We start from the raw sequence: 22,789 nt of genomic DNA on the forward strand, positions 1-22,789 counted from the left end.
TGTTTTATTTCCAGGCAGCTGTTTGTACCAGGTTTTTATTTTTATCGAGGGCCGATTGTGGAATTGGCCATGTGTAATGCTTTAGTGGATTAAAGGTTCTGTCCTGTGCTTTGAAAGCAGGTTGCGTCCAGTCGCCAACAGGCGCTTTTTCATCCTGGTTAATACCATAAGCAGGCTTATTCAATACCAGTTCCGCAGTTTTCCAGCGTAAAATATCAAAATACCTTTTATGTTCTGCCACAAATTCGTGGCGACGCTCGTTACGGATTTTTTCACGCATAGCATCCTGGTTGCCCAGTAGTGCATCTACACCTGGTAAGCCAGCGCGGCTCCTTACTTTATTCATGGCGGTAACGATCGCAGGATTAGCCGGATCATATTCGTTCAGCGCTTCCGCCAGGATCAACAGGGTTTCGGCATACCGGTAGATCGGGAAATTCATATAGGCCCTTTCCGGGTCCGGATTACCGGGTTCTGCAAATTTCAGGTACATAAACCCGGTTAATCCGCCACCTTCGTTATTCATTTTCTCCGGCTTATTATAGGCAGGATGCGGCTGATAGGCGGAATAGCTGCCATCAGGCCGCAGGCAGGGCACACCAGGTAACAGGAAAGTTTTCTTCAAGCGTGCATCACGGTTATCCCAGGGGCTGCTTTTATTGTATAACGTAGACGACTGTATGCTTTTCCCATCTGTACATTCATAGGAGTCTACCAGGTCACGTGCCGGGCAAAAACTCGCCCAGCCTTCACCGGTAATAGAACATCCTGTAGGCAGGGCCAACACCGGCAACATATTGGTGATTTCATTCTGGATATACTGATAGGCCAGGATCACCTCTTTGTTGGCGTTGTTGGATTCGTGTGTGAACAGGTAAGCATAATCTTTTTCAAGGTCATAAGCGCCGGTGCTCACTACATTTTGTGCAGAGGTTGCCGCTTCCTTCCATAACGTAACATCATTGGTACCGGTATGAAATTTTTTATAGCTGGCCATGTACAGGTATACATTTGCCCGCAGCATCATGCCAGCAGCCTTATTGATCCTGCCGGTATTGGCGCCGGAATAGGCATCAGGCAACATGGATATGGCGGCATCAACGTTAGTGATCACGTAATCCAACACTTCTTGTTTGGGGCTCCTGGAGATATTCGATTCTTCAATCGTCAAAGGTTTTTCTTTTATCAGTGGAATATCGCCATAGAGCTGCGCCATACGGAAGTAGCGCAGGGCCAGTATAAAACGGGCTTCACCCAGGTATTGCTTTTTCTTTGATTCGTCGATAGTCATACCACTTAGCTTATCGATGCAGGTGAGTGCACGGTTGATATAGTCGTATTTCCATTCTTCTGCGATATAACCATCTGCTGCCGACTGGCTGCCCTGGCAGATATACCCCATTCCGCCTTCGCCCCATGCATTGGTCATTACAGAATTATCGCTGTGGCAGTCGCGCCAGAAGTCGCGGCTATCAGGCAGAGTGGCATATAAGGCATTTACGCCTTGCTCTGCATCTGCAGCGGTTTTCCAGAAGTCGTCCACAGTGGGCTCCGACAATGGCGACCGGTCTAAATATTTGGAACAGCTTTGCAGGAATCCTGCTATTGTGATCAATATATATATGCTAATCTTTTTCATAATTATCAGAATTTTAAGTTCACACCAAAAGCCCATGTTCTTGATAACGGGTAGTATCCCCCTTCCGGATCAAATCCGTCGTAACCGCTGACAGTAGCGATATTCTGACCGGACACAAATACCCGCAGGTAGTTCATCTTCCATTGTTGCAGGATCCGTTTGGGTAACGTATAGCCTACCTGTATATTCTGCAGTTTCAGGTAGTCGGCTTTACGCAGCCAGTAGCTGGAATACTTAGTATCATTAGATGTATACTGGATAGAAAGACGCGGATAGCTGGCCTTTGGATTGTCCGGCGTCCATGCGTCCAGGTGCATCGGTCTTGCGTTTTGCGAAAGGAAAAATGCCCAGCCTTCGTAACTGCTGATATAACGGAAAGTATTCAGGGTGCCGTACATGCTGGCAGAAAAATCAAAGTTCTTCCATCCGGCATTTAGGTTGAGGGCAAAACGAAGTGGCACCTTTGTATTCAATACTATGCGGTCACCTCCATCAATTTTTCCATCGTTATTCTGATCTTTATATTTAATATTTCCCGGGAAAATATTGGGACCCTGATCGGGACTTTTTGCAATTTCATCTGCATTCTGAAAAAGGCCAATGGCCTGTAACCCGTATGGCAAACGGTATTGGGCGCCCTGAGAAGTATAGTAGGTGTTGGCGTCCGGCGTTTCAATCCATGGTCCTGTACCGGCCATGTTGGATACCTTATTCTTTGCATAGCTGGCATTGGCGGTAATGCCCCAGTTGAAACCGCCTTGGCTGTCTTTGTAATATACCAATGCCTCGAGACCGCGGCTCTGCATTCCCAGCAGGTTGGTATAAGGCGCCTGTAATCCAAACTCCATTGACACGGGTGCCTGGTAGAGGATTTTATCACGGTTATTAACAAAATAGTCGATTGTAAACGCTACCTTATTATCGAGGAAACCTGCATCCAGTCCAATGTTACCTAATTTGGCTTCTTCCCAGGAAAGATCCTTATTTACAGCTACGCTGGTATAAGCGCCGGGAACGATAGCATTATTAAATCCATAGATATTCGGCTCAAAATCCAGGATAGCTGCCGTAGCATAGTAGCCAACCTTTTCTGCATCTCCCAAAATACCCCACGACGCCCTTACTTTTAATTCGGATAACCAGCTGAAGTGATCTGCTATAAAATGTTCACGATGAATATTCCAGCCCGCAGAGAAGGAAGGGAATATACCCCAGCGGTGGCCCGGTGCAAACCGGGAAGATCCATCACCACGCATATTTGCTTCCAGCAGGTATTTACCGTCGTAGTCGTAGTTGACCCGTCCAAATACCGACTGGATCGCTACTTCACTGGCGTTGCCACCATTTTGTTTATTAAGGGTGCCTATATCCAGCACATTCACCTGGGCGAAAGGAAGTCCATCCCGGGAGGCATAAAAATTAGTAAGGTTATATAACTCCTGTGAATAGCCCAGGAGTCCTTTGAAGTGATGCAGTCCCAGGTGAAGGGTGTAATCCGTGGTCAGCTGGAGTGTATTCCGGAAATTGGAATTAGTGGTATTCTGCAGGCTGTTCACCTGGTTTTTTACTGCTGCCACGTTGCCATTATCATCATACAGGTTGTAGGTATTCAGCCGGCTGGTTACCCAGTTATCATAACTGTATTTCGCATAACTTCCTTTGATGTTCCAGTTGGTGAGCGGGGTGTAAGTGATATCGAAGATGCCCATCAACTCTTTCACTTTATTCTTATTCACACCGCCCTCATTAACGCCTGCAATGGGGTTGCCTGCCATGGAGGAACCGGTGCCGTATTGTCCTGTTGCCGAGGTGACAGGAGATATAGGAGATACCCGGGCTGCCTGGGTTTGCCAGATGGTGGTTCCACCCTGCGGTTCCGTGATCTGCGTTTCAGTGTACTGAATGTTGGCGGACACCGATAAATGGCGGGAAAGCTTAATAGTCATATCCGGCCGGATAATGTAACGGCGGTAGTCGTTATTCGGTAACGTACCATCCTGGTAATCGTAAGAGCCGGACAAGCGGTAGGTGATATTATCCTTCTGCCCGGAAACAGCAGCATAGTTGTTGTTGATAACCGTATTGCGCTTATAAATCTCTTTATACCATTTGTTATTCGGCAGCTTACCTGCCTTCAGATCGTCCTGCCCTTTCTGACCGTATATGGGCGTTTTCCCATCATTTGCCAACGCTTCGTCCCATAATTTCATATAATCAGCGGCGCCTACAAAGTCGAGACGGAACTGCGGCTGTTGCACGCCAATGCTGGAGGAAATATCTACTACCGGCTGACTTCCGGCCTGTCCTTTTTTCGTGGTAATGAGAATAACGCCATTCGCTGCGCGTGAGCCGTAAATAGATGCACTGGCGGCATCTTTCAATACTGATACGCTGGCGATATCGTTGGGATTGAGGGTATTGATGTTACCCGGGATACCATCTATCAGCGTGAGCACACCGGAGCTGTTACCGATGGTGGAAGTTCCCCGGATATTAATTGCTGCACCGGAGCCCACGGCGCCGGAGCTTTTGCTCACATTTAATCCCGGAACGGTGCCTGCGAGTAATTCCTGTGCATTGGTAACGGGCCGGGATTTAAAGGCCTGCGCTACATTTACGGTGCCTACTGCGCCGGTGAGATTCGCTTTTTTCTGCGTACCATATCCAACTACGATTACCTGGTCGAGATTACTGGTAGATGTAAGCAATACTACATCTAATGTAGTACGGTTATTTACCGGTATTTCCTGTGAGGTGAAGCCGATCAGTGAAAAAGTAAGTACCGCATCGCCGGGAACACTAACGGTATAGTTACCTTTTTCATCCGTGAGCGCGCCTTTGCCGGTGCTTTTGTGCAGCACCGTTACGCCCGGCAGCGGAACGCCTGTTCCATCCGTTATCCGGCCGGATACGGTGATGAGCGCCTGCTCAGGCGCTCCCGGTTCCAGGAGCACCAGCCCTGACGACCGGATTTCATATTTGAAACCGGTGCCCGCCAGCGCTGCGTCCAATATTTCTTTCAGGGAGGCGTTCCTGGCGCTGATGGTCACATTTTTACTCTCCGGCAACGTATTATCGTTATAGAACAAACGATAATCCGACTGGGCCATAATCAAGCGCAGTACTTCTTTCAGCGGAACATTTTTCACTTCCACATTCAGTTTCTTTTGCGAGAAGACAACAGACGCCTGCACCTGTAAGAGTGCAACCATGATTAATACAGTTGTAATTTTCATAATTCGCAAGCACTTGCGGAAAAAAAGCCGGCACACCCGCTTTTGTTTCCTGTAGTCATTTTTCATAAGTTTGTATTGGATTGTTGAGGCAATAGACACCCCTTTCCTTACCAAGCAAGGATGTCTGTTTCTGATAACATATTCGGGGGGGATGGCGCAATCATCTTCCCCTTTTTTATGATCCTGTTCTGATTAATACAACGGCATAACTTCGCTGATTTTGGTTTGAAACTATTTAGTGCTGATTTTTAAAACTCTGCTGGCCTGGTTGTAATGCCACGAAAACTGCCCGGAAGAGCGACTTAATACGGTCATTACTTCATTCATCTGTTCACCTTTTATACTACCGGAAAATTCCAGTGCTTTTAATTGTGGCTGTTCAAATACAACGGTGATATTGTACCACCTTTCCAACCGGGTTGCCAGGCTGGAAAATTTCTCTTTGTCAAAGGAAAGGGTATTGTCTTTCCACGCTATTTCTGTAACGGCTTGTTGTTGGTTGTGCCAGAGCGAATCCCATCTGGCGGTGAAGATGGCAGTTCCTTCTCTCCGGATAAGTGTAATTTTTTGTCCCGGTTTCACCAAAGCTTTGTGCAGAGCGTCTTCCTGCTGGTATTCCAGTTGTACACTTCCGCTAATAAGCGATGTTTCAATGTTGGGTTCATCCCTGTAGGCACGTACATTAAAAACAGTGCCCAGCACCTTTATGGTGGCATCTTTCACCTGTATTTCAAAAGGGATATCCGCCTGACGGGCTACATCGAAACAGGCTTCTCCTTCCAGTTGAAGGAAACGCCGGTGTACGCCATACTCATCGTTATAAACCAATTTACTGCCGGCGTTGAGCCATACCAGTGTGCCGTCAGGCAGCGTAACCTGGCTGCGGGTACCACGACTGGCAACTATTTCATGTATCCCGTTTTTTTTATGAGGATGGGCAAAGAAAAAATATCCTATGGTGATCAGCAAAGTCAGTACCGTGGCTGTCAGGGTCAGGTATCTGCGCCGGGGAAAAGGTACGTTGGATGGCGTCTCCGCCAGTTCCGGAATATGGGTTTCCAGCAATGCCAGCAGGCGTTGTTCTTCTGTTACGGATATACCGGGAGTTTCCTGTTGCCATATCTGTTCCAGTGCAGCAGCGGTTCGCTGCTCCTCCTCCTGCTGCGCAGATAAAGCCGCCAACTCCGACAATTCTTCCGGAGTAGCTTCACCGTTAAGCTTACGTGCTGTTAATATCCAATATCGCTGAATAGGCATTAAAATATGGTTCGTCCTGTTAATAAGACAAGCCACACCGTTAAATCACCTAAAAGAAATAAAATTATTTTACAAGATGGGCATTTACTGCTGTATGAATGCGTTGCAGCGCAATAGCCAGCTGGCTATCGATAGTGCGAACAGAAATGCTCAGGATGGCAGCGATTTCCTTATATTTCAGCTTTTCTTCTTTTGCCAGCCGGAAAATCAGCCGGCATTTGGGAGGCAGGTTGTCGATAGCAGCCTGCATTGCCTGGGTCATTTCCAGTGTAATCAGCTGCTGTTCGGGGTTTAGTGGTTGTTCCAGCGGCTCCAGTAATACCTCCATCTCTTCAAACGCATAAAAAGTGATCCTGTCGCGGCGCTGCAGATAATTCATACAGGCATTGCGTACGCTGGTAAACAGGTATACCCTGAGCTGTGTTATCTTCAGAAGATTACTGCGATTACTCCATAACCCTGCAAATATGTCTGCTACTATATCTTCGGCAGCCAGCGGATCTTTTATGAAAGAATTGGCAAATTTGGAGAGTCCCGGCATCAGATGCAGGTATAATGCCTTAAAGGCATTACTATCATTGTTCAATGCTATATTTTCCTGCCAGGTGCTGATCATAACGAGTGTCAAGCAATATATATAACCTTCGGGAAGGATTATACCGGATGTTAACAGAGCGTCAGGAAATGTGAAAAAATCATCAGGCGGGGATCGCCTTCGGCGATTACGCGGAGGTTGTCTTTCTCAGGATTATACTGAGTAAGACAAAATCCGCGCTACCATACAAACGTAGCCACTTCTCCCCCGCGAAGGGATGCAGCCGCCACTTTGCCTTTTGCTTTGATCTGGAAGTCCTGCGCCGCCGCATCGGTGTTTACCACAATCAGTACGGTTTTGCCGCCAGGCGTTAAAAAGGCGACGTTATCAAGCGGACCGGCAATATTGGAAGCGATTCTTATGGAACCGGCAGGAACAAATTTAGATGCATGGCCTATTACGTAGTAGGAGGAGTTGCGTGAAATAGCCTGTCCATCAATGGTAATGCCACCGAGGCATTGGGAGCATCCACCCTGATCGGTATGCGGATTCCAATGCGCATCAGCGGCGAGATTCCATTGCAATACATTGCGGCTCCAGTTACGGGTGGCGCCTACAATCAGTTTGCTGACATTATTTTTCAACTCGCCGGAAAAACTGCCTTTTCCATCAGACCATTGCTCTGTGAAGTAAAGGTGCTTTTCCGGGAACTCATCATGTACTTTACTCAGTGCATCAATAGTGCCGCCATACAGGTGAAATGCAGAGCCATCCACGTAAGGATAAGCGGCTTTGTCTCTCAGAATAGTGAGCGGGTATTCCGGTTTATCACAGTTGTGATCATACAGGATAATTTTTGTTTTGACGCCGGCCTTTTTAAAAGCGGGGCCCAGGTGATCTTTGATAAAGATGGCCTGGTCTTCCGCCAGCATCAGCATGCTCGGATTATTTTTAGGATGTAAAGGTTCATTCTGGATGGTGATGGCATCGATGGTGATGCCAGCGGCTTTCATCGCCTTTACATATTTTACAAAATATTGGGCATAAGCGCCGTAGTATTGCGGTTTCAGGCTGCCTCCAATAAACGAGTTGTTTGTTTTCATCCAGGCTGGCGGCGTCCAGGGAGAGCCTAAGATTTTAATACCCGGATTTAGTGCGGTAATTTTTTTCAGCACAGGGATCAGGTCTTTTTTCTCTTCGTTGATATTGAAATGCTTCAGTTCCGGGTCTGTTTGTCCTTCGGGCATATCGTCATAGGTAAATACAGAGGCGCTCAGGTCGGAAGCGCCGATGCTGAGACGCAGGTAGCTGATGCCAATGCCATTTCCCTTTGTGAGGAACAGTTCTTTCAACAACGCATCCTGTTGCGCAGCAGGCAGCTGGTTGATCAGCGTGGCGCTGCCACCGGTGAGGGTAAATCCGAAGCCGTCTATCGACTGGAATTTCTTTGCGGCATCTACCTCAATGGTGGCGATACCTTTATCCTGCGCGGTAAAAGGCAATGTAGTTGTTTGTTGCTGCAGCGCGATGGATTTGTCGGGAGATGTTAACCAGTAACTGATCTCTTTATTTTTTTTCTGCTGACTTTTTACTGGCTGTATACTTCCTGTCAGCAAGGCGAGGCAACATAGGAGTTGTCCGGTTCTCTTCATCATAGCAAAACAAATTATTAATCGGTAAAAGTATTCAGGAAATTCCGGATTTTCTTATTTGGAGCAATTGTTTCGTTAGAAAATATCAACCTGAATTTTATTGCTCAGGCGTACGGTCTATACTTCCAGTATAAATGCCAGCGCCCTTTTTTCTGACCAGTAAAAATCTTCTCCAAACTTCACAAAGCCTACATGGCCTCCCTGGTGCGGAGTTTCCAGGAAAAGGTAGGGACTATCGGCCGCTATCTCATAAGGGTAACACTCCTTTCCCAGGAACGGATCATCTTTGGCGTTGATCACCAATACCGGTATCCGGATAGAGGACAGCAACGGCCGGGAACTGCATTGTTCCCAATAGGTAAGGGCGTCTTTAAACCCATGCATGGGCGCCGTATAGCGGTCGTCGAACTGCCGGAAAGAACGGATGTCCGCATACCGGTCGAGGCTGATGCTTCCCGGAAACTGCAGCTCTTTCAACCGCAGCTTTTCCCCCAGGTCGCGGATGAACCGCTGCATATAGATGATATTGTGTCTTTTCTCTAACTCCGCAGAGCCGCTTTTCAGGTCACACGGCACAGAAATAGCCACGGCCGACTTTATAGCACTGTCCAGCGATGCGCCCCTTTCTCCCAGATACTTTAATGTTACATTCCCTCCCAGGGAAAAGCCCACAAGGTGGATGGCCTTATATTTTTCCAGCGATACCAGGTATTGGATCACGGTATGCAGGTCCTCCGTTTCACCGCTATGGTAAAAACGCAGATTTTTATTCGGTTCGCCACTACACCCCCTGAAATTCATGGATACCGTGTCAAACCCTGCACCATTGAAGATATGCACCATTCCCAGCACATACTTGCGGGTGGCGTTACCTTCCAGTCCATGCAGGATCACTACAATACGCTCATTCCCCTTTTCACTAAAATCCAGGTCCAGGAAATCGGCATCTGGCGTAGCAATCCTCTCCCTCCTGTAAACCGCCGGCCGGATGCTGCGGAATAAAGAGGGATAAATGGTAAGCATATGGCGATTCTGCAATAAAAAAGGCGCCTGGTAATCTGAGTTATGTAATACGGGCATCCTGCAAATTTACGGATTCAAACACCTTAATCCGTATTTTCGCGGCATGTCACTTCCCGTTTTTGGTATAGAGAAAATATTTAATCTCCCTTACAAAAAGGAAGATTTTAAAATAGTATATCATGCACCGATCAATATGACGGTGATACCGGAAGCGCATAAACATGACTTTTTCATGCTGCTGGTGATTAGCCAGGGAAGCGGTGTTCATACCATCGACTTCAACGACTACAAAGTGAGCGCCCGCAGCGTTTTTTTCCTGGCACCGGGCCAGGCGCACCACTGGCAGCTGTCGAAGAACACCAGCGGCTACCAGGTGATGTTTTCTGCGGAGTTCATGTTACAGAAAGGGCCCCTGTGGCCTTTTTTCACACCATCGTCCAAACCGGTATTAAAGCTGGACAACGCACCATACGACCAGCTTTTCCGGGAACTGCAGCTGATGGAGCAGGAAACCGCCGCCATTATTACGCAACACCGGCTGCAGATTGTGCTGCTGTTGCTGCAGCGCTGGTACGCCGCCATCCACCCGGAAGAAGTGGCTGCCGCGGGGAATCACCTGGTCAACCGCTTCCTGCTGCTGCTGGAGAAACATTATGCGCAATATCATGAAGTGGCCTACTATGCTGCCAAACTGCATGTTACAGCCAGTTACCTGAACCAGGTATGTAAGAAGGAAACCGGCAAAACCGCCGGCGCCTACATCCGGGAACGGCTGCTGCTGGAATCCAAACGCATGCTCACACTCACCGATATGGATATAAAAGAAATCGCCTTTACGCTGGGCTTTAATGATACTTCTTACTTCTCCCGGTTCTTCAGAAAATATACGCTCCTTACCCCCATGGATTTTCGGCGCCAGTTATAAAATGTACCCGTGATATTATAACCAGTACCATTTTCCACCTCCATACGGGGATACCTTTGCAGCTATAGCATAACATTCGTATGAAAAAAATACTGTTCTCTTCGCTGATACTGCTTTGCGGGATATCCGCATTCAGCCAGCAAAAAAAAGCCGACCTGCTGATCAGGTCTGTACGCATCATTGATGTAAAAACCGGTAAAATCACTGCCAACCAGGCCATCGCGGTGCGCAACGACAGTATCATTGCTGTGATGAATAACAAACAGGCCACGCAATACAAGGCCACGCAAATGGTAGATGGGCAGGGTAAATATGCCATGCCCGGCTTATGGGATATGCATATGCACTTTGGTGGCGGCGACACACTGGCCGAAGAAAATAAAAACTTCCTGCCGCTATATCTCGCCCACGGTATTACTACCATCCGCGATTGTGCCGCAGATATCAGCACAGACGTTTTAAAATGGCGCGATGCCATCAACAACGGCCAGTTACAGGGTCCTACCATTTTCACCTCCGGTCCAAAGCTGGAAGGTTACAAATCCGTTTGGCTCGGCGACCTGGAAATAGGCACTTCCGCAGAACTACAACAGGCGCTGGATTCCCTGCAGAAACTGAAAGTCGACTTTGTAAAAATTACAGAGAATACCATTAAGCCGGAGATCTACCTCGAAGCATTAAAAGAAGCCAGGAAGAGAGGGATGTTCATTTCCGGACACGTACCTTATGTACTCACCATGCAACAGGTAACAGACGCAGGACTCAGCTCCGTAGAACACCTGACCTATGCCTGGAAAGCCGGCGTAAAAGATGATGCGGCTTTTGCGCGTGCCATCGCCAATGGTGAAATCAAAGGAAAAGATATCAATAAATATATCCTCAACAACTTTGATACCGCCGCTGCTATGAACACCTACCGTCACATGGCAGAAAAAGGTACCTTCATAACGCCAACGCTTACACTGGGAAATGTAATGGCGTACTTTGACCAGGATAACCACGCACACGATCCCTACCTGCAATATATTGGCAAAGGTATTCAACGCACTTATGAAATGCGCGTGAAGCGCGTAATAGCAGATGATAGCGCTGCCATTGCCTGGCGCAAGATGATCTATGAAAAATCATCTTCTATCCTGCCGCTGCTGCAGAAAGCCGGCGTTACCATTATGGCCGGCACCGATGCTGGCTACCTGAACTCATTTGATTATCCGGGCAACGGTCTTCACCAGGAACTGGCACTAATGGTAAAGTTCGGATTAACTCCGTTACAGGCACTACAGGCCTCCGTGATCAACTCACCCGCTTACCTGCATAAAACCAATTATGGCGCTATCGCTCCCGGCAAAAAAGCAGACATCCTGCTGCTGGATGCCAACCCGTTAGCGGATATCCACAACACACAGAAAATCCACGCCCTCGTAGTAAAAGGCAAATTCCTCAACAGATCCGCACTCGACGGCCTGCTGGAGCAGGTAAAAGCCAACGTCGCGCGTACGAAGTAGAGCGCGGATTTTGTCTTGGCTCAGGATTACGCTGATTATACTGATTAGTTTGATTTTATTCTTTTGGATTTTATAAAGGATTAAGGGAGATAGAAGCGAATATATTCGCTCTTATCTCCCTTAATTATAAATCTAAAAATCCAAAAGTAAAAATCAAACTAATCAGTATAATCAGCGTAATCCTGAGCCAAGACAATTTAAAAGCGCCGAAGGCGCCCTACTCTATCGCCGAGAACAGCCGCCCCCAACGAATACGGTTATGATGAATGCTCATCCAGATGATCCAGGCTTTGCCCACTACATGGTCTTCCGGAACATAGCCCCAGAAGCGCGAATCCATCGACTCGCGGCGGTTATCCCCCATCATCCAGTAATAATCCATTTTGAAGGTATAGGTATTGGTTTCCTGGTTGTTGATATAAATTTTTCCGTTTACTACGCGCAGCGTGTTATGTTCATAGGTATCTATAATGCGGCTGTAAAAGGGCAGTGTAAGCGTGTCCAGCGTTACGGTGGAACCTTTCCGCGGGATATATAAAGGGCCAAAGCAATCTTCATTCCACTCGTAGTGTTTTGTAGCAAAGGGAAACACCCTGGAATCCGCGAAGGCGTCATATACATAACGTTTTACGGTAGCGCCCATCGACTTCAGGGTATCTATATTGGCGGTGGTGAGGTTGTAAATAAACATACCTGAATCGCGGGTAGCCCGTTGGATATGGTCTGTTCCCAGCACATCCCGCATAGAGTCGCTGAGTTCTTTCTTATCCGGCATGGTAACATAATACCTCGCTTCAAAATGTTCCGGTGAAGCGGTAGGTATATGATTGATATACACGATGCCATCGATGATCTGCAGCGTATCACCGGGAATGGCAATGCATCGCTTGATCCAGTTTTCTCTTTTGTCGACCGGCCGGGTTATAGCAGGAGGATAATTTTTATGAACGTATTCCGCACCAAGCGACCGCATATTCGTGTAGTAATCCTCATCATCGCCGGTAATGGTTTTCAGTACGGTATCCCCGCAGGGATAATTAAATACTACCACGTCGTTTCGTTGAATACTGCTGAAACCCGGTAACCGTGTATAAGGCCATTGAACAGCTGTGGAAAAGGGTGGGGTGTTTCTGGTAAACGGAAGGGTGTGATGGGTAAAAGGCCAGGCCAGTGGTGTGATGGGGATACGCGGACCGTAACTGATTTTGCTGACAAAAATAAAATCGTTGATCAGCAACGTTTTTTCCATAGAAGCGCTGGGGATAACAAAAGCTTCAAAGATAAAGGTACGGATAAGGGTAGCGGCAACCACAGCAAAAAGAGCAGCTTCTATCCATTCTCTCACCTTCGATTTCTTCCGGGTACCTTCCTCCGGCTGCTTTACATCGCTGAAAGAAAAATTCATTTTACACGTGGTTTTGGATAAGTAACTACTAACAATTTAATTAATTATACCCACATCTTTTCAAAATTTACAGGAACAAAAAAGGCTGCTGCAATGACGCAGCAAGCAAGGCGTACAAACCTTTACAGCAGTATCATACAGCTGAAAACAAGGGTTGCTGCAGCGAGGTATCTGTGTTATTGAAGCCAGTACATCCTGTTGTACTATTCTACCCGTTTCCGCAAAAAAGTATTACCTCCCGTTATCCTTTTTAAAAAATTTCAACAAGATAAAATCGTTTTATTAAATTGCTCTGCGTAACCACTTCAGTAGTTGCACATTTACCCACGTTCCAAACATAATTACCATGCATACGTCGAGACGTTCTTTCATACAACAAACCGGGCTGATAGCCGCAGGTATGATGTTACCCGGTGCGCTGGCCGCCATGAACGGCAACAAAGCGCTGCCAAAGAAAATAGGTTTACAGCTGTATACCCTCCGCGACCAGCTGGCCAAAGACCCCAAAGGCACGCTGGCCAAAGTAGCAGGCATCGGCTACAAAGAAGTGGAAACGTTTTACGGCTACCAGGGAGCGGGCGACAAAGCTGAGTTCTGGGGACTGAAACCCGCCGAACTAAATGCCGTGCTGAAACAACACCAGCTCAGTACGCCCAGTGGCCATTACCAGCTTAACGACTACCTCACCAAAGGCAATGGCAACGCAGATGCACTGCAGCCACAAATTGACCTGGCCGCCGCGCTCGGACAACAATATTTTATCGTTCCTGTACTGCCCCTCTCCCTCTGGGATAAAAAGCTGGGCGTAGATGATTATAAGTTCATGGCCGAACAATTGAATAAAGCCGGCGAACAATGTAAAAAAGCCAACCTGAAAATCGGTTATCATAACCATTATTGGGAGTTCAAACCACTGGCAGACAACCCCGGCACCGGTTATGAGATTATGCTGAAAGAAACAGATCCTGCACTCGTTGCCTTTGAACTGGATCTTTTCTGGGTCGTAAAATCCGGGCACGATCCCATTACGCTGTTTAAAGAAGCACCAGGCAGATTTGTCGCCTGGCACGTGAAAGACATGGACAAAGCCAATACTGCCAGTCTTACCGCTGCAGGCACAGAAAACAAAACCTCGATGGAACTGCTCTCCGGCGTTACCTTTGCAGAAGTAGGAACCGGCAGCATCGACTTCTCCAAAATATTTGCCCAGGCAAAACTTGCCGGTGTAAAACACCTCTTTGTAGAACAGGACAAAATCACCATCGAACCATTCGACAGCGTAACGCAGAGTTATAAATATGTGAAGAACGTTTTGTTGAAATAGCGAATTTTGTCTTACTCGCTGATTACGCTGATTATACTGATTAGCCGGATTTGAACACTTTTGATTTTAAAAGATTTGGGGAGATATAAGCGGATACATCGCTCTTATCTCCCTTATACTTACCGGTATTTATACTGATTTTGTTAATTTTATAAAGGATTGGGGAGACATAAGCAAATATCTGTTTATATCTCCCAAAATCTTTTAAAATCCCAAAGTAAAAATCCGGTTAATCAGTATAATCAGCGTAATCAGCGAGAAAGACAAAATTCGCGTAGTTTTGCACCAAAGCAAGTAACCTATGGCGATGCATGAAATTGAAACATTGGTGGAACTGTCTGTTCTTTGCCTGGATAAAAGCCAGGAAGAAGGACTTGATCGCAGGAGCCTCTTTTTTAATCTGTACAAATTACAACAGCAATACGACACCGGCTTTACCCATTTCCGGGTAATGGATGTATTAATCAAACATCATTTCGTTTATACCTTTCCCGTTACTGCGCATCCGGCCTATGCCACGCATGCGGCCTGGTTTGATGCACTGGCTGCCAGTCAGAAATTCAGCTTTATTTATGAGGAGCCTACTGCTGAATGGGATCAGGAAACCAATCCTGTAGCGGGTTACGCCAATTTCGATTTTGCCACCCAATCCTACATTTTATATTGTGATGCGGGATCCTTTCTCTGGGCCGCTATGGTAGCCCATGGCGCTCTTACCGGCGACGATGCCGCAGCACCGGAAAAGATAGATACCTTCCCGCTGGCGCATGAAGTGGCGGAAGCAGCCGGCGAACAAAAAGATAAAGATGTGCTGGGCCTCTGGTACCAGCTCCTTCCTTACATGGTAATGGAGGCAGAACAGGAAGGTGAGCCCATTCACTACAAAGCACTGGAAGCCATACTGGAACTGGTAATAGCCAACGACGCCATTCCTGATGAAGGATTGCCGCCGGCAGATGAACTGCCCGTAGGCGGTGAGTTGGGGAAATTCTGTAAGTGGTGGTACGCTCCCGCAGCAGATAAAATGCCCGCCACCGCGCCGGAAGATGTGGAAGAAGAAATAGACCTCGAAGCCGTACCATTTACAGAACAGGTAGATAAAAGTGCTGCCTGGTACGAACAACAGGTGGTACAGATCCTCCAGGACGCCAATGCTGCCATCACGCACATGGAAGACAGCGGCCCCAATGAAGCCACACAGCAAAGCGTGTATGAGCGCCTGCAACAAGGATTAGTGTACGCCAATAAAGGACTGGAGCTATCACCCGGTCAGCCGCCACTGCTCATGAACAAAGGCTCCATACTGATGCTGCTGGAACAATACGATCAGGCACTCACCGTTTACAACGAAGCACTCGCCATTGCACCCGAAAATCCATATGTGCACCTGAACCGTGCGGTACTCTTTTACCATATGGAACAGATCCCTGAAGCCATTGCCTCTTTTGAACAACTGCTGCAACTGGAACCGGGCAATGAATTCGCACAACAGTGGCTTTCACATCTGAAAAGCTTATAAAACGATTCCAGGATGTTGGGTTTACATATGCACCTGAATACAGCCGGAGCATGACCCTCCTGTTCTTCAATATACTGCTGGCCCTGGAGATACTGGAAACGGTAAAGGTGTTTGAAAAAAGCCATGAAGTAAAAATCAGGATTATCCTGATGGTATGTATGATTGCTGTAAGCCGGAAGATCCTGATGCTCGATATTTTTGAAGGGAATCCTATGTCGGAGATAGTGCTGGCAGCGCTCATGGTCGGGCTCTCCGGTGGATATTACCTGATCAATAAAAAGCCATCTGTCAGATCTGAAGAACAAAACTAGTGGGCCCCGGCCTGTTGCAACAGCTGTACGATCTTTTTATAGCCTCTTTTTTGTGCATGTTGCAAAGCCGTTACACCGTCTTTGTCCGCTATATTCACATGGGCGCCGGCGGCAATCAGCATCTTCACCACCTGCTGATGCGCGGCGCCACCCTGGCCTAGTATCACTGCCTCCAGGAGGGCAGTCCAGCCCAGGCGGTTGATATGATCTACCGGGAAATTTTTATCTGCCAGCAAAATGGCTATCACTTCAAGATGTGCGCGCTCGCAGGCAGGGATCAACGCAGAGCCGCCATAGCGGTTATACACTTTATAATCCGCACCGGGCAGGTATAGTTTTACCAGATCGGTATAGCCTTCCGCACCGGCATACAGGAAAGGGGAGTTCTGCAGGTGATCCTGCGTATTTACATTAGCGCCGGCAGCGAGCAGTAATTTTGCGGCAGCAGTATGATGATGATAAGTCGCCACCATTAACGGCGTACGCCCTTCCGCATCTTTTGCTTCCACCTGTTCGCCCCTGGCAACCGCCGTTTTGATAGCATCGGTATCATTGGCCGCAGCCGCTTTAAAAATGATCATATCACGCATAGTCATCTCCTTTTCTTTTTGTGCACAGGCCGGATGCATAACCCAGAGCAGGCCCAGTAATAAGGTTAGTCGCATTGTCGAGGATTGTTACACGAAAATAAATCAATGCTGTGTTGATAACTGGTGCTATTCATGCATAAAACAGGACTAATTAAAACTACTGTTCTTCTTCCGTCCATTAAAAAGATATATCCGTTCATCTATTTTAAAGCCAAAATCCGGATTTATTTGCTAACTTATTAGTGATTAAATCCGGTAGAAAATGCCACAGGAAAACGACCAACAAAACCATCCGCATAAAAAGGAAAAACATGAAGCCCGCCGCGACTTCCTGAAACAATCCTCCGCGATGATGGCACTGGCCCTCACACCGCCGCTGGTAATGAAAGCAGCGCAACACGATGAAGCCATTGCCGGCATCTTTGAGAAGATGCCGGTTAGCATGGAAATAAACGGAAAAAAAGTACAGGTTACTGTAGAGCCGCGTGTTACATTGCTGGACCTGCTCCGGGAACAACTGGATCTGACCGGTACCAAAAAAGGCTGCGATCACGGTCAGTGCGGCGCCTGTACGGTGCATGTAAACGGCCACCGTATCAATTCCTGTCTCACGCTCGCCGTTATGCAGGAAGGCAAAAAGATTACTACTATTGAAGGCCTCGCCAACGGGGAACAACTCCACCCGGTACAGGAAGCCTTTATTAAGCACGATGGCTTCCAGTGCGGCTATTGCACGCCCGGGCAAATCATGTCGGCGGTAGCCTGTATCCGCGAAGGCCATGCCGGTTCCCCGGAAGAGATAAGAGAATTTATGAGTGGGAATATTTGCCGCTGCGGCGCATACGACAATATCGTTCATGCTATCATGGATGTAAAACAGGGAGGGAAAACAGTATGAACCAATTCTCCTATGTACGCCCCGCCACTCTGAAAGCAGCCATAGATGCGGTGGCAAAAGATAACACGGCCCGCTTCATTGCCGGTGGTACCAACCTGCTGGACCTGATGAAAAGCGGTGTAATGATCCCGGAAAAACTGGTAGACATTAACCGTTTGCCGTTAAAAGATATCCAGCTAAATGGTAATACCCTGCATATAGGCGCACTGGCACTTAACAGTGAACTGGCCGCACATGAGCTGGTTACCACGCATCATCCGCTGCTGTCGCAGGCATTACTGGCAGGTGCGTCACAGCAACTCCGTAATATGGCTACCGTAGGCGGCAATATGATGCAACGTACCCGCTGCACTTATTTTTATGATACTACCATGCCTTGTAATAAACGCAGCCCCAACAGCGGCTGTGGCGCCATTGGTGGTATCAACCGTATGCACGCCATCTTTGGTGCCAGCGAAAGCTGTATTGCCGTACACCCCAGCGATATGTGCGTGGCCCTCGCCGCACTGGATGCTACCGTACTGGTAAGCGGCCCAAAAGGTAACCGCCGTATTCCTTTCACAGATTTTCACCGCCTGCCGGGTAATACCCCGCAGCTGGACAATAACCTGGCAAAGGGAGAACTGATCACAGCGGTAGAAATTCCTGCTAACGCCTACACGAAAAATGTATACTACCTGAAAGTTCGTGACCGTGCCTCTTACGCATTTGCCTTGGTATCGGTAGCTGCAGCGCTGGATATCAGCAATAATGTAATCAGGAGCGCCCGGCTGGCAATGGGTGGCGTAGCGCATAAGCCCTGGCGGCTATATGAGGCAGAGAAAGCACTGGCCGGTAAAGCGCCCACGGAAGAAAATTTCCGCGATGCCGCCAACATCGCCCTGCAATCTGCCAAAGCATACCAGCATAACCGGTTTAAAACCGGTTTATCTGTCAACAGTATCCAAACCGCCTTACTTAAAGCTGCCAGCGTATGAAAAAGCAACAAACAGGACAGTCGATGGACCGTGTAGATGGCCGCCTGAAAGTAACCGGCGGGGCAAAATATTTTGCCGACCATCACTTGCCGGATCTGCTGTATGCCGCGCTGGTATGTAGCCCTATCAGCAATGGCACCATTAAGAGCATCAATACTACCAAAGCTCTCAAGGCCCCCGGCGTGCAGGATGTGGTGTCTCACCTCAACGCGCCGCCGGTGCCGGGATACAAGAATTCCGATCCCAACGCGAAAGACGGTCTCAAAATATTCAAAGACAACCGCATCTACTCCAACGGGCAACCCGTAGCCATAGTGATGGCCAATACAATGGAACGCGCCGTATATGCCGCCTCCCTGGTGGAAGTACAATACAACCAGGAAACGCATTATACCGATATGAATGCCAATATGGGCAAAGCCTTTCAGAACAACCGGATGAAAGACTATACGCGCGGGGAAGCAGACGCCTGGAAAAAAGCGCCGGTAACCATTGATGCCACCTACAGTCTTCCGCTGGAAGTGCATAATCCCATGGAACTGGCTGGTATTATTGCCCACTGGGATACGCCGGATTCACTGGTAGTGTATGCCAAAACCCAGGGAGTAAAAAATGTACAGGACACCATCAAAAGATTATTCCAATTACCCGAACAGAATATCACCGTGCATTCACAGTTTGTGGGCGGCGGTTTTGGTATGGCACTCCGCGTTTGGCCACTTGAAATAGCCACTATACTGGCCGCAAAAAAAGTGCGCAAACCGGTGAAGCTGGTGATAACGCGTGATCAGATGTTTACACTGGTAGGTTACCGCCCCGCCGCCGTACAGCAATTAAGCCTGGGCGCCACAGCGGATGGTAAACTCACCGGTATCACCCATGAAGCGGTGGCAGTTACCTCTCCTTACGAGGATTTTACCGAAGGCATTGTAGCCATGAGTAAATTCATGTACGCCTGCCCAAACGTAAATACCCGCTATAAACTGGTACCACTTAATATCAGCACGCCTATCTGGATGCGCGGCCCCGGCGAAGCTACCGGCGCATTTGCGCTGGAATCGGCGATCGATGAACTGTCGTATAAACTCAATATGGATCCGCTGGAGCTCAGAATACTGAACCACGCGGATACCGATCCTGAAAAGAACCTGCCTTTCTCCAGTAAATATCTCCGGGAAGCTTATCAGCTGGGAGCTGAAAAAATTGGCTGGTCGAACCGCAAAGCCGCTCCCCGCAGCATGCAGGAAGACGGTATGCTGGTTGGCTATGGCATGAGCAGCGGTACCTTTGGTGCATTCCGCGGCAAAGCTACGGTGTCGGCTACACTGAAAGCAGATGGTGCGCTTATTCTCCAGAGCGCCGCTGCCGATATTGGTCCGGGTACTGCTACCGCAATGGTACAGATAGCAGCAGATGTAACCGGCATTGCCCCTGCGAAAATAAAGTTCATGCTCGGTGAATCTGCCTATCCATTCGCACCACAGCAGGGCGGTTCTTCTACCGTATCTACTTTAGGCAGCGCGGTAACAGATGCCTGTAAGGCGCTGCAGCAAAAGCTGGCGGACCTTGCCATCAACCATGTGCCGGCGTTTAAAAATGCTGCCCCCGAAACAATTACTTTTGAAGATGGACAACTGCAGAGAGCCGGGCAATCTGAAAAAATTTCTTACGAAACGATCTTACAACAACAACTGCTGCCGGAAGTAAATGTAGTCGCCACTTCGCAAAGCGGGGAAGAAAGAAAAAAATATTCCATGTATTCTTTCTCCGTTCACTTTACCAAAGTACATGTACACCCGGCTACCGGCGTGGTTCGTATAAAACATATTGTAAGTGTGGCAGATGCAGGTACTATTGTAAACGCTAAAACAGCCCGCAGCCAGATGATTGGCGGCGTGGTAGGCGGCATAGGCATGGCGCTCACCGAAGAAGCGGTCATGGATCACCGTTTCGGACGTTTTGTAAACAATAACTATGCAGACTACCACGTTCCTGTAAATGCAGATACACCACCCACCGATGTATATTTTATTAACAAGAAAGATCCTTACATTAATCCGATGGGTTCAAAGGGCATGGGAGAAATAGCGCTGATAGGCTTTGCTGCCGCAGTTTCCAATGCAGTGTACCACGCTACCGGCAAGCGGATACGTGACCTGCCTATCACTCCCGATAAAGTGCTTGATGAGAAAGTATACCAGTTGGAAACGAGAAATAAAATGAATTCATGAAAGAACTGGAAGATATCGTAAAATCATATTATGCTGCCTGCAGCCAGGGCATAAAAACCGCGCTGGCCACCGTGGTACACGTAGAAGGCTCTGCTTACCGGCAACCCGGCGCAAGGATGCTGGTTACAGAAACCGGTGTGCTCACCGGCGCCATCAGCGGCGGCTGCCTCGAAGGAGACGCCCTCCGGAAAGCGCAACTGGTAATGATGCAGCAACAGCCCATGCTGGTAACCTATGATACCAATGATGAAGATGATGCCAAACTGGGCGTAGGACTCGGATGCAACGGTATCATTCATATATTGCTGGAACCGGTGAACGCGGAAGATCCCACCAATCCCGTGGCCATGTTGCAGGAAATAATATCCCATCGCGCATCGGCAGTATTGGTGACCCTGTTCACCCTGCGCCAGCGCAAAGCGCCACAACCCGGTACCTGCCTGGTACTCACCGCCAATGGCCAGATGCAGCACTGCATAACAGACGGCGACCTGCAAAACGCCGTCACCGCAGATGCACATCACGCATTGCAAACACATACGCCTTTTACAAAAACATACCTCTCTACCGGCAACGACTATACGGCACATATAGCTTACATCCCGCCAGCGCCACAACTATTGATCGCCGGCGCCGGCAACGACGTTATCCCGCTGGTAAAAATAGCTGCGCTGCTCGGATGGCACACCATCGTTGTGGATGGCCGCCCCGGTTACGCTACCACTATGCGTTTTCCGGAAGCCACACAGCTGATCACCGCCAAGCCTGCACAAGTGCTCTCCCAGGTACAAACAGATCACTATACCGTGGCAGTGCTGATGACGCATAACTACAACTATGATCTCGCCCTGCTGGCGCAACTGCTTCCGCTGCAACTGCCTTACACCGGAGTACTGGGTCCCGCCAAAAAGCTGCAGCGCATGTTCGACGAACTGGCTGAAAACGGCATCTGCGTTTCCGCGGAACAACGGGCACGTATATACGGACCAGCAGGACTGGACCTGGGTGCAGAAACAGCGGAAGAAATAGCCTTGTCTGTTATCAGTGAAATAAAGTCTGTACTCTCTGCCGCTGCCGCTACATCACTCCGGGAAAAAAGCACTGCTATCCATTCCCGCGAACAACAGATCATCCTTCAACAACAACTATAATGGAAACAACTGGTATCATCATCCTGGCCGCCGGAGCCTCAAAACGACTGGGAACACCCAAACAACAACTTCCCTTCCAGAACAAAAGCCTGTTGCAAAATGTAGTGCATGTTGCCCGCCAGTGTGATATGCCCACGGTGGTGGTGCTTGGCGCCTTTGCCACCCAGATCAGGGAACAGCTTGTGTCAGAAAAAGTACACACCGTGGTAAACCCCAACTGGCCCGCCGGCATGGGCGGCTCTATCCATACGGGATTGCAGCACCTGCTACGTATAGCCCCTCACGTAAGTAATGCTTTGCTGCTGCTGTGCGACCAGCCTTTCATTACCACTGCGCTGCTGGAAGAAATGTTTGCACTGAAAGATGCTACCGGCAAACCCATGGTAGCTTGCACCTATGGCGATGCTACCGGCACACCGGCGCTTTTTGGCAAATCATTCTTTCCACAACTGCTGGCTCTCAATGGCCAGGAAGGCGCCAAAAAAATATTGCTCCAACACAGGGAGCAGGTAGCTACCGTCGATTTTCCACAGGGAGCAGTAGATATAGATACCAATGGCGACTATGAACAACTGCTTACCAGTACAAAATAAACCGCTGTTTCAGGGTAC

The 22,789-nt window shown here is 48.4% G+C and carries 18 protein-coding genes; 10 read left to right on the forward strand and 8 right to left on the reverse strand.

From position 1 onward, the window contains the following. Window positions 1-4 precede the first annotated feature (4 nt). From QFZ51_RS28140 to QFZ51_RS28165, 6 genes are all read right to left on the reverse strand, one after another. Complete coding sequence (locus QFZ51_RS28140) at window positions 5-1,639, reverse strand: RagB/SusD family nutrient uptake outer membrane protein (RefSeq protein ID WP_429050739.1); 1,635 nt, start codon at window positions 1,637-1,639, stop codon at window positions 5-7. Between the two features lie 5 nt (window positions 1,640-1,644). Beyond that, window positions 1,645-4,851, reverse strand: coding sequence for a TonB-dependent receptor (locus QFZ51_RS28145; RefSeq protein ID WP_429050740.1), 3,207 nt, complete (start codon window positions 4,849-4,851; stop codon window positions 1,645-1,647). Between the two features lie 255 nt (window positions 4,852-5,106). Continuing rightward, window positions 5,107-6,132 carry a FecR family protein gene (locus QFZ51_RS28150; protein ID WP_429050741.1) on the reverse strand — a complete coding sequence of 342 codons (1,026 nt, stop codon included), beginning with the start codon at window positions 6,130-6,132 and terminating at the stop codon, window positions 5,107-5,109. Window positions 6,133-6,196: 64 nt separating this feature from the next. Further along, the gene (locus QFZ51_RS28155; protein ID WP_429050742.1) at window positions 6,197-6,760 is read right to left on the reverse strand and encodes an RNA polymerase sigma-70 factor; all 564 of its coding nucleotides are present in this window, start codon (window positions 6,758-6,760) and stop codon (window positions 6,197-6,199) included. Between the two features lie 146 nt (window positions 6,761-6,906). Continuing rightward, entirely contained in the window at window positions 6,907-8,322 is a 1,416-nt protein-coding gene (locus QFZ51_RS28160) for a glycoside hydrolase family 30 protein (protein ID WP_429050743.1), read from the reverse strand. 114 nt (window positions 8,323-8,436) lie between these two features. Then, complete coding sequence (locus QFZ51_RS28165) at window positions 8,437-9,399, reverse strand: YheT family hydrolase (protein WP_429050744.1); 963 nt, start codon at window positions 9,397-9,399, stop codon at window positions 8,437-8,439. Window positions 9,400-9,445: 46 nt separating this feature from the next. Here QFZ51_RS28165 and QFZ51_RS28170 point away from each other — a divergent pair, with 46 nt between their 5' ends. Continuing rightward, window positions 9,446-10,267, forward strand: coding sequence for a helix-turn-helix domain-containing protein (locus QFZ51_RS28170; protein WP_429050745.1), 822 nt, complete (start codon window positions 9,446-9,448; stop codon window positions 10,265-10,267). 80 nt (window positions 10,268-10,347) lie between these two features. Continuing rightward, window positions 10,348-11,772 (forward strand): amidohydrolase family protein, encoded by a 1,425-nt coding sequence (locus QFZ51_RS28175; RefSeq protein WP_429050746.1) that lies wholly within the window; start codon window positions 10,348-10,350, stop codon window positions 11,770-11,772. A 217-nt stretch (window positions 11,773-11,989) separates the two neighbouring features. Here the strand turns inward: QFZ51_RS28175 and lepB are convergent, their stop codons facing one another. Then, complete coding sequence (gene lepB, locus QFZ51_RS28180; RefSeq protein WP_429050747.1) at window positions 11,990-13,177, reverse strand: signal peptidase I; 1,188 nt, start codon at window positions 13,175-13,177, stop codon at window positions 11,990-11,992. 346 nt (window positions 13,178-13,523) lie between these two features. On the opposite strand from lepB, the gene QFZ51_RS28185 reads away from it, so the two are divergent. From QFZ51_RS28185 to QFZ51_RS28195, 3 genes are all read left to right on the forward strand, one after another. Beyond that, complete coding sequence (locus QFZ51_RS28185) at window positions 13,524-14,501, forward strand: sugar phosphate isomerase/epimerase family protein (RefSeq protein ID WP_429050748.1); 978 nt, start codon at window positions 13,524-13,526, stop codon at window positions 14,499-14,501. A gap of 301 nt (window positions 14,502-14,802) precedes the next feature. Beyond that, window positions 14,803-16,020: a tetratricopeptide repeat protein gene (locus QFZ51_RS28190; RefSeq protein ID WP_429050749.1), complete on the forward strand. Its 1,218-nt coding sequence runs from the start codon at window positions 14,803-14,805 to the stop codon at window positions 16,018-16,020. Window positions 16,021-16,070: 50 nt separating this feature from the next. Beyond that, complete coding sequence (locus tag QFZ51_RS28195; RefSeq protein ID WP_429050750.1) at window positions 16,071-16,331, forward strand: phosphate-starvation-inducible PsiE family protein; 261 nt, start codon at window positions 16,071-16,073, stop codon at window positions 16,329-16,331. Here the strand turns inward: QFZ51_RS28195 and QFZ51_RS28200 are convergent. Then, a complete protein-coding gene (locus QFZ51_RS28200; RefSeq protein ID WP_429050751.1) occupies window positions 16,328-16,996 on the reverse strand; it encodes an ankyrin repeat domain-containing protein in 669 nt (222 codons plus the stop codon). The genes QFZ51_RS28195 and QFZ51_RS28200 overlap by 4 nt on opposite strands. Window positions 16,997-17,183: 187 nt before the next feature. Here QFZ51_RS28200 and QFZ51_RS28205 point away from each other — a divergent pair, with 187 nt between their 5' ends. The 5 genes from QFZ51_RS28205 to QFZ51_RS28225 are packed head-to-tail and all read left to right on the forward strand — an operon-like array spanning window position 17,184 to window position 22,771. Continuing rightward, window positions 17,184-17,819 carry a 2Fe-2S iron-sulfur cluster-binding protein gene (locus QFZ51_RS28205; protein WP_429050752.1) on the forward strand — a complete coding sequence of 212 codons (636 nt, stop codon included), beginning with the start codon at window positions 17,184-17,186 and terminating at the stop codon, window positions 17,817-17,819. Continuing rightward, window positions 17,816-18,796: an FAD binding domain-containing protein gene (locus tag QFZ51_RS28210; RefSeq protein WP_429050753.1), complete on the forward strand. Its 981-nt coding sequence runs from the start codon at window positions 17,816-17,818 to the stop codon at window positions 18,794-18,796. The genes QFZ51_RS28205 and QFZ51_RS28210 overlap by 4 nt, the downstream gene beginning before the upstream one ends. Further along, window positions 18,793-21,027, forward strand: coding sequence for a xanthine dehydrogenase family protein molybdopterin-binding subunit (locus QFZ51_RS28215; RefSeq protein ID WP_429050754.1), 2,235 nt, complete (start codon window positions 18,793-18,795; stop codon window positions 21,025-21,027). Before QFZ51_RS28210 ends, QFZ51_RS28215 begins: the two co-directional genes overlap by 4 nt. Further along, entirely contained in the window at window positions 21,024-22,178 is a 1,155-nt protein-coding gene (locus QFZ51_RS28220; RefSeq protein ID WP_429050755.1) for an XdhC family protein, read from the forward strand. The genes QFZ51_RS28215 and QFZ51_RS28220 overlap by 4 nt, the downstream gene beginning before the upstream one ends. Next, on the forward strand, window positions 22,178-22,771 hold the full coding sequence (locus tag QFZ51_RS28225) for a nucleotidyltransferase family protein (RefSeq protein WP_429050756.1): 594 nt from the start codon (window positions 22,178-22,180) through the stop codon (window positions 22,769-22,771). The genes QFZ51_RS28220 and QFZ51_RS28225 overlap by 1 nt, the downstream gene beginning before the upstream one ends. The last annotated feature ends 18 nt before the right edge of the window (window positions 22,772-22,789 follow it).

It is taken from the genome of Chitinophaga sp. W3I9 (genome assembly GCF_050434025.1).
Classification (GTDB): Bacteria; Bacteroidota; Bacteroidia; order Chitinophagales; family Chitinophagaceae; genus Chitinophaga.

Coding starts and splice junctions, on each gene's coding strand:
- QFZ51_RS28140 (WP_429050739.1), bottom strand. CDS start 1,639: ATGAAAAAGATTAGCATATATATATTGATCACAATAGCAGGATTCCTG.
- QFZ51_RS28145 (WP_429050740.1), bottom strand. CDS start 4,851: ATGGTTGCACTCTTACAGGTGCAGGCGTCTGTTGTCTTCTCGCAAAAG.
- QFZ51_RS28150 (WP_429050741.1), bottom strand. CDS start 6,132: ATGCCTATTCAGCGATATTGGATATTAACAGCACGTAAGCTTAACGGT.
- QFZ51_RS28160 (WP_429050743.1), bottom strand. CDS start 8,322: ATGATGAAGAGAACCGGACAACTCCTATGTTGCCTCGCCTTGCTGACA.
- QFZ51_RS28165 (WP_429050744.1), bottom strand. CDS start 9,399: ATGCCCGTATTACATAACTCAGATTACCAGGCGCCTTTTTTATTGCAG.
- QFZ51_RS28170 (WP_429050745.1), top strand. CDS start 9,446: ATGTCACTTCCCGTTTTTGGTATAGAGAAAATATTTAATCTCCCTTAC.
- QFZ51_RS28175 (WP_429050746.1), top strand. CDS start 10,348: ATGAAAAAAATACTGTTCTCTTCGCTGATACTGCTTTGCGGGATATCC.
- lepB (WP_429050747.1), bottom strand. CDS start 13,177: ATGAATTTTTCTTTCAGCGATGTAAAGCAGCCGGAGGAAGGTACCCGG.
- QFZ51_RS28185 (WP_429050748.1), top strand. CDS start 13,524: ATGCATACGTCGAGACGTTCTTTCATACAACAAACCGGGCTGATAGCC.
- QFZ51_RS28190 (WP_429050749.1), top strand. CDS start 14,803: ATGGCGATGCATGAAATTGAAACATTGGTGGAACTGTCTGTTCTTTGC.
- QFZ51_RS28195 (WP_429050750.1), top strand. CDS start 16,071: ATGACCCTCCTGTTCTTCAATATACTGCTGGCCCTGGAGATACTGGAA.
- QFZ51_RS28200 (WP_429050751.1), bottom strand. CDS start 16,996: ATGCGACTAACCTTATTACTGGGCCTGCTCTGGGTTATGCATCCGGCC.
- QFZ51_RS28205 (WP_429050752.1), top strand. CDS start 17,184: ATGCCACAGGAAAACGACCAACAAAACCATCCGCATAAAAAGGAAAAA.
- QFZ51_RS28210 (WP_429050753.1), top strand. CDS start 17,816: ATGAACCAATTCTCCTATGTACGCCCCGCCACTCTGAAAGCAGCCATA.
- QFZ51_RS28215 (WP_429050754.1), top strand. CDS start 18,793: ATGAAAAAGCAACAAACAGGACAGTCGATGGACCGTGTAGATGGCCGC.
- QFZ51_RS28220 (WP_429050755.1), top strand. CDS start 21,024: ATGAAAGAACTGGAAGATATCGTAAAATCATATTATGCTGCCTGCAGC.
- QFZ51_RS28225 (WP_429050756.1), top strand. CDS start 22,178: ATGGAAACAACTGGTATCATCATCCTGGCCGCCGGAGCCTCAAAACGA.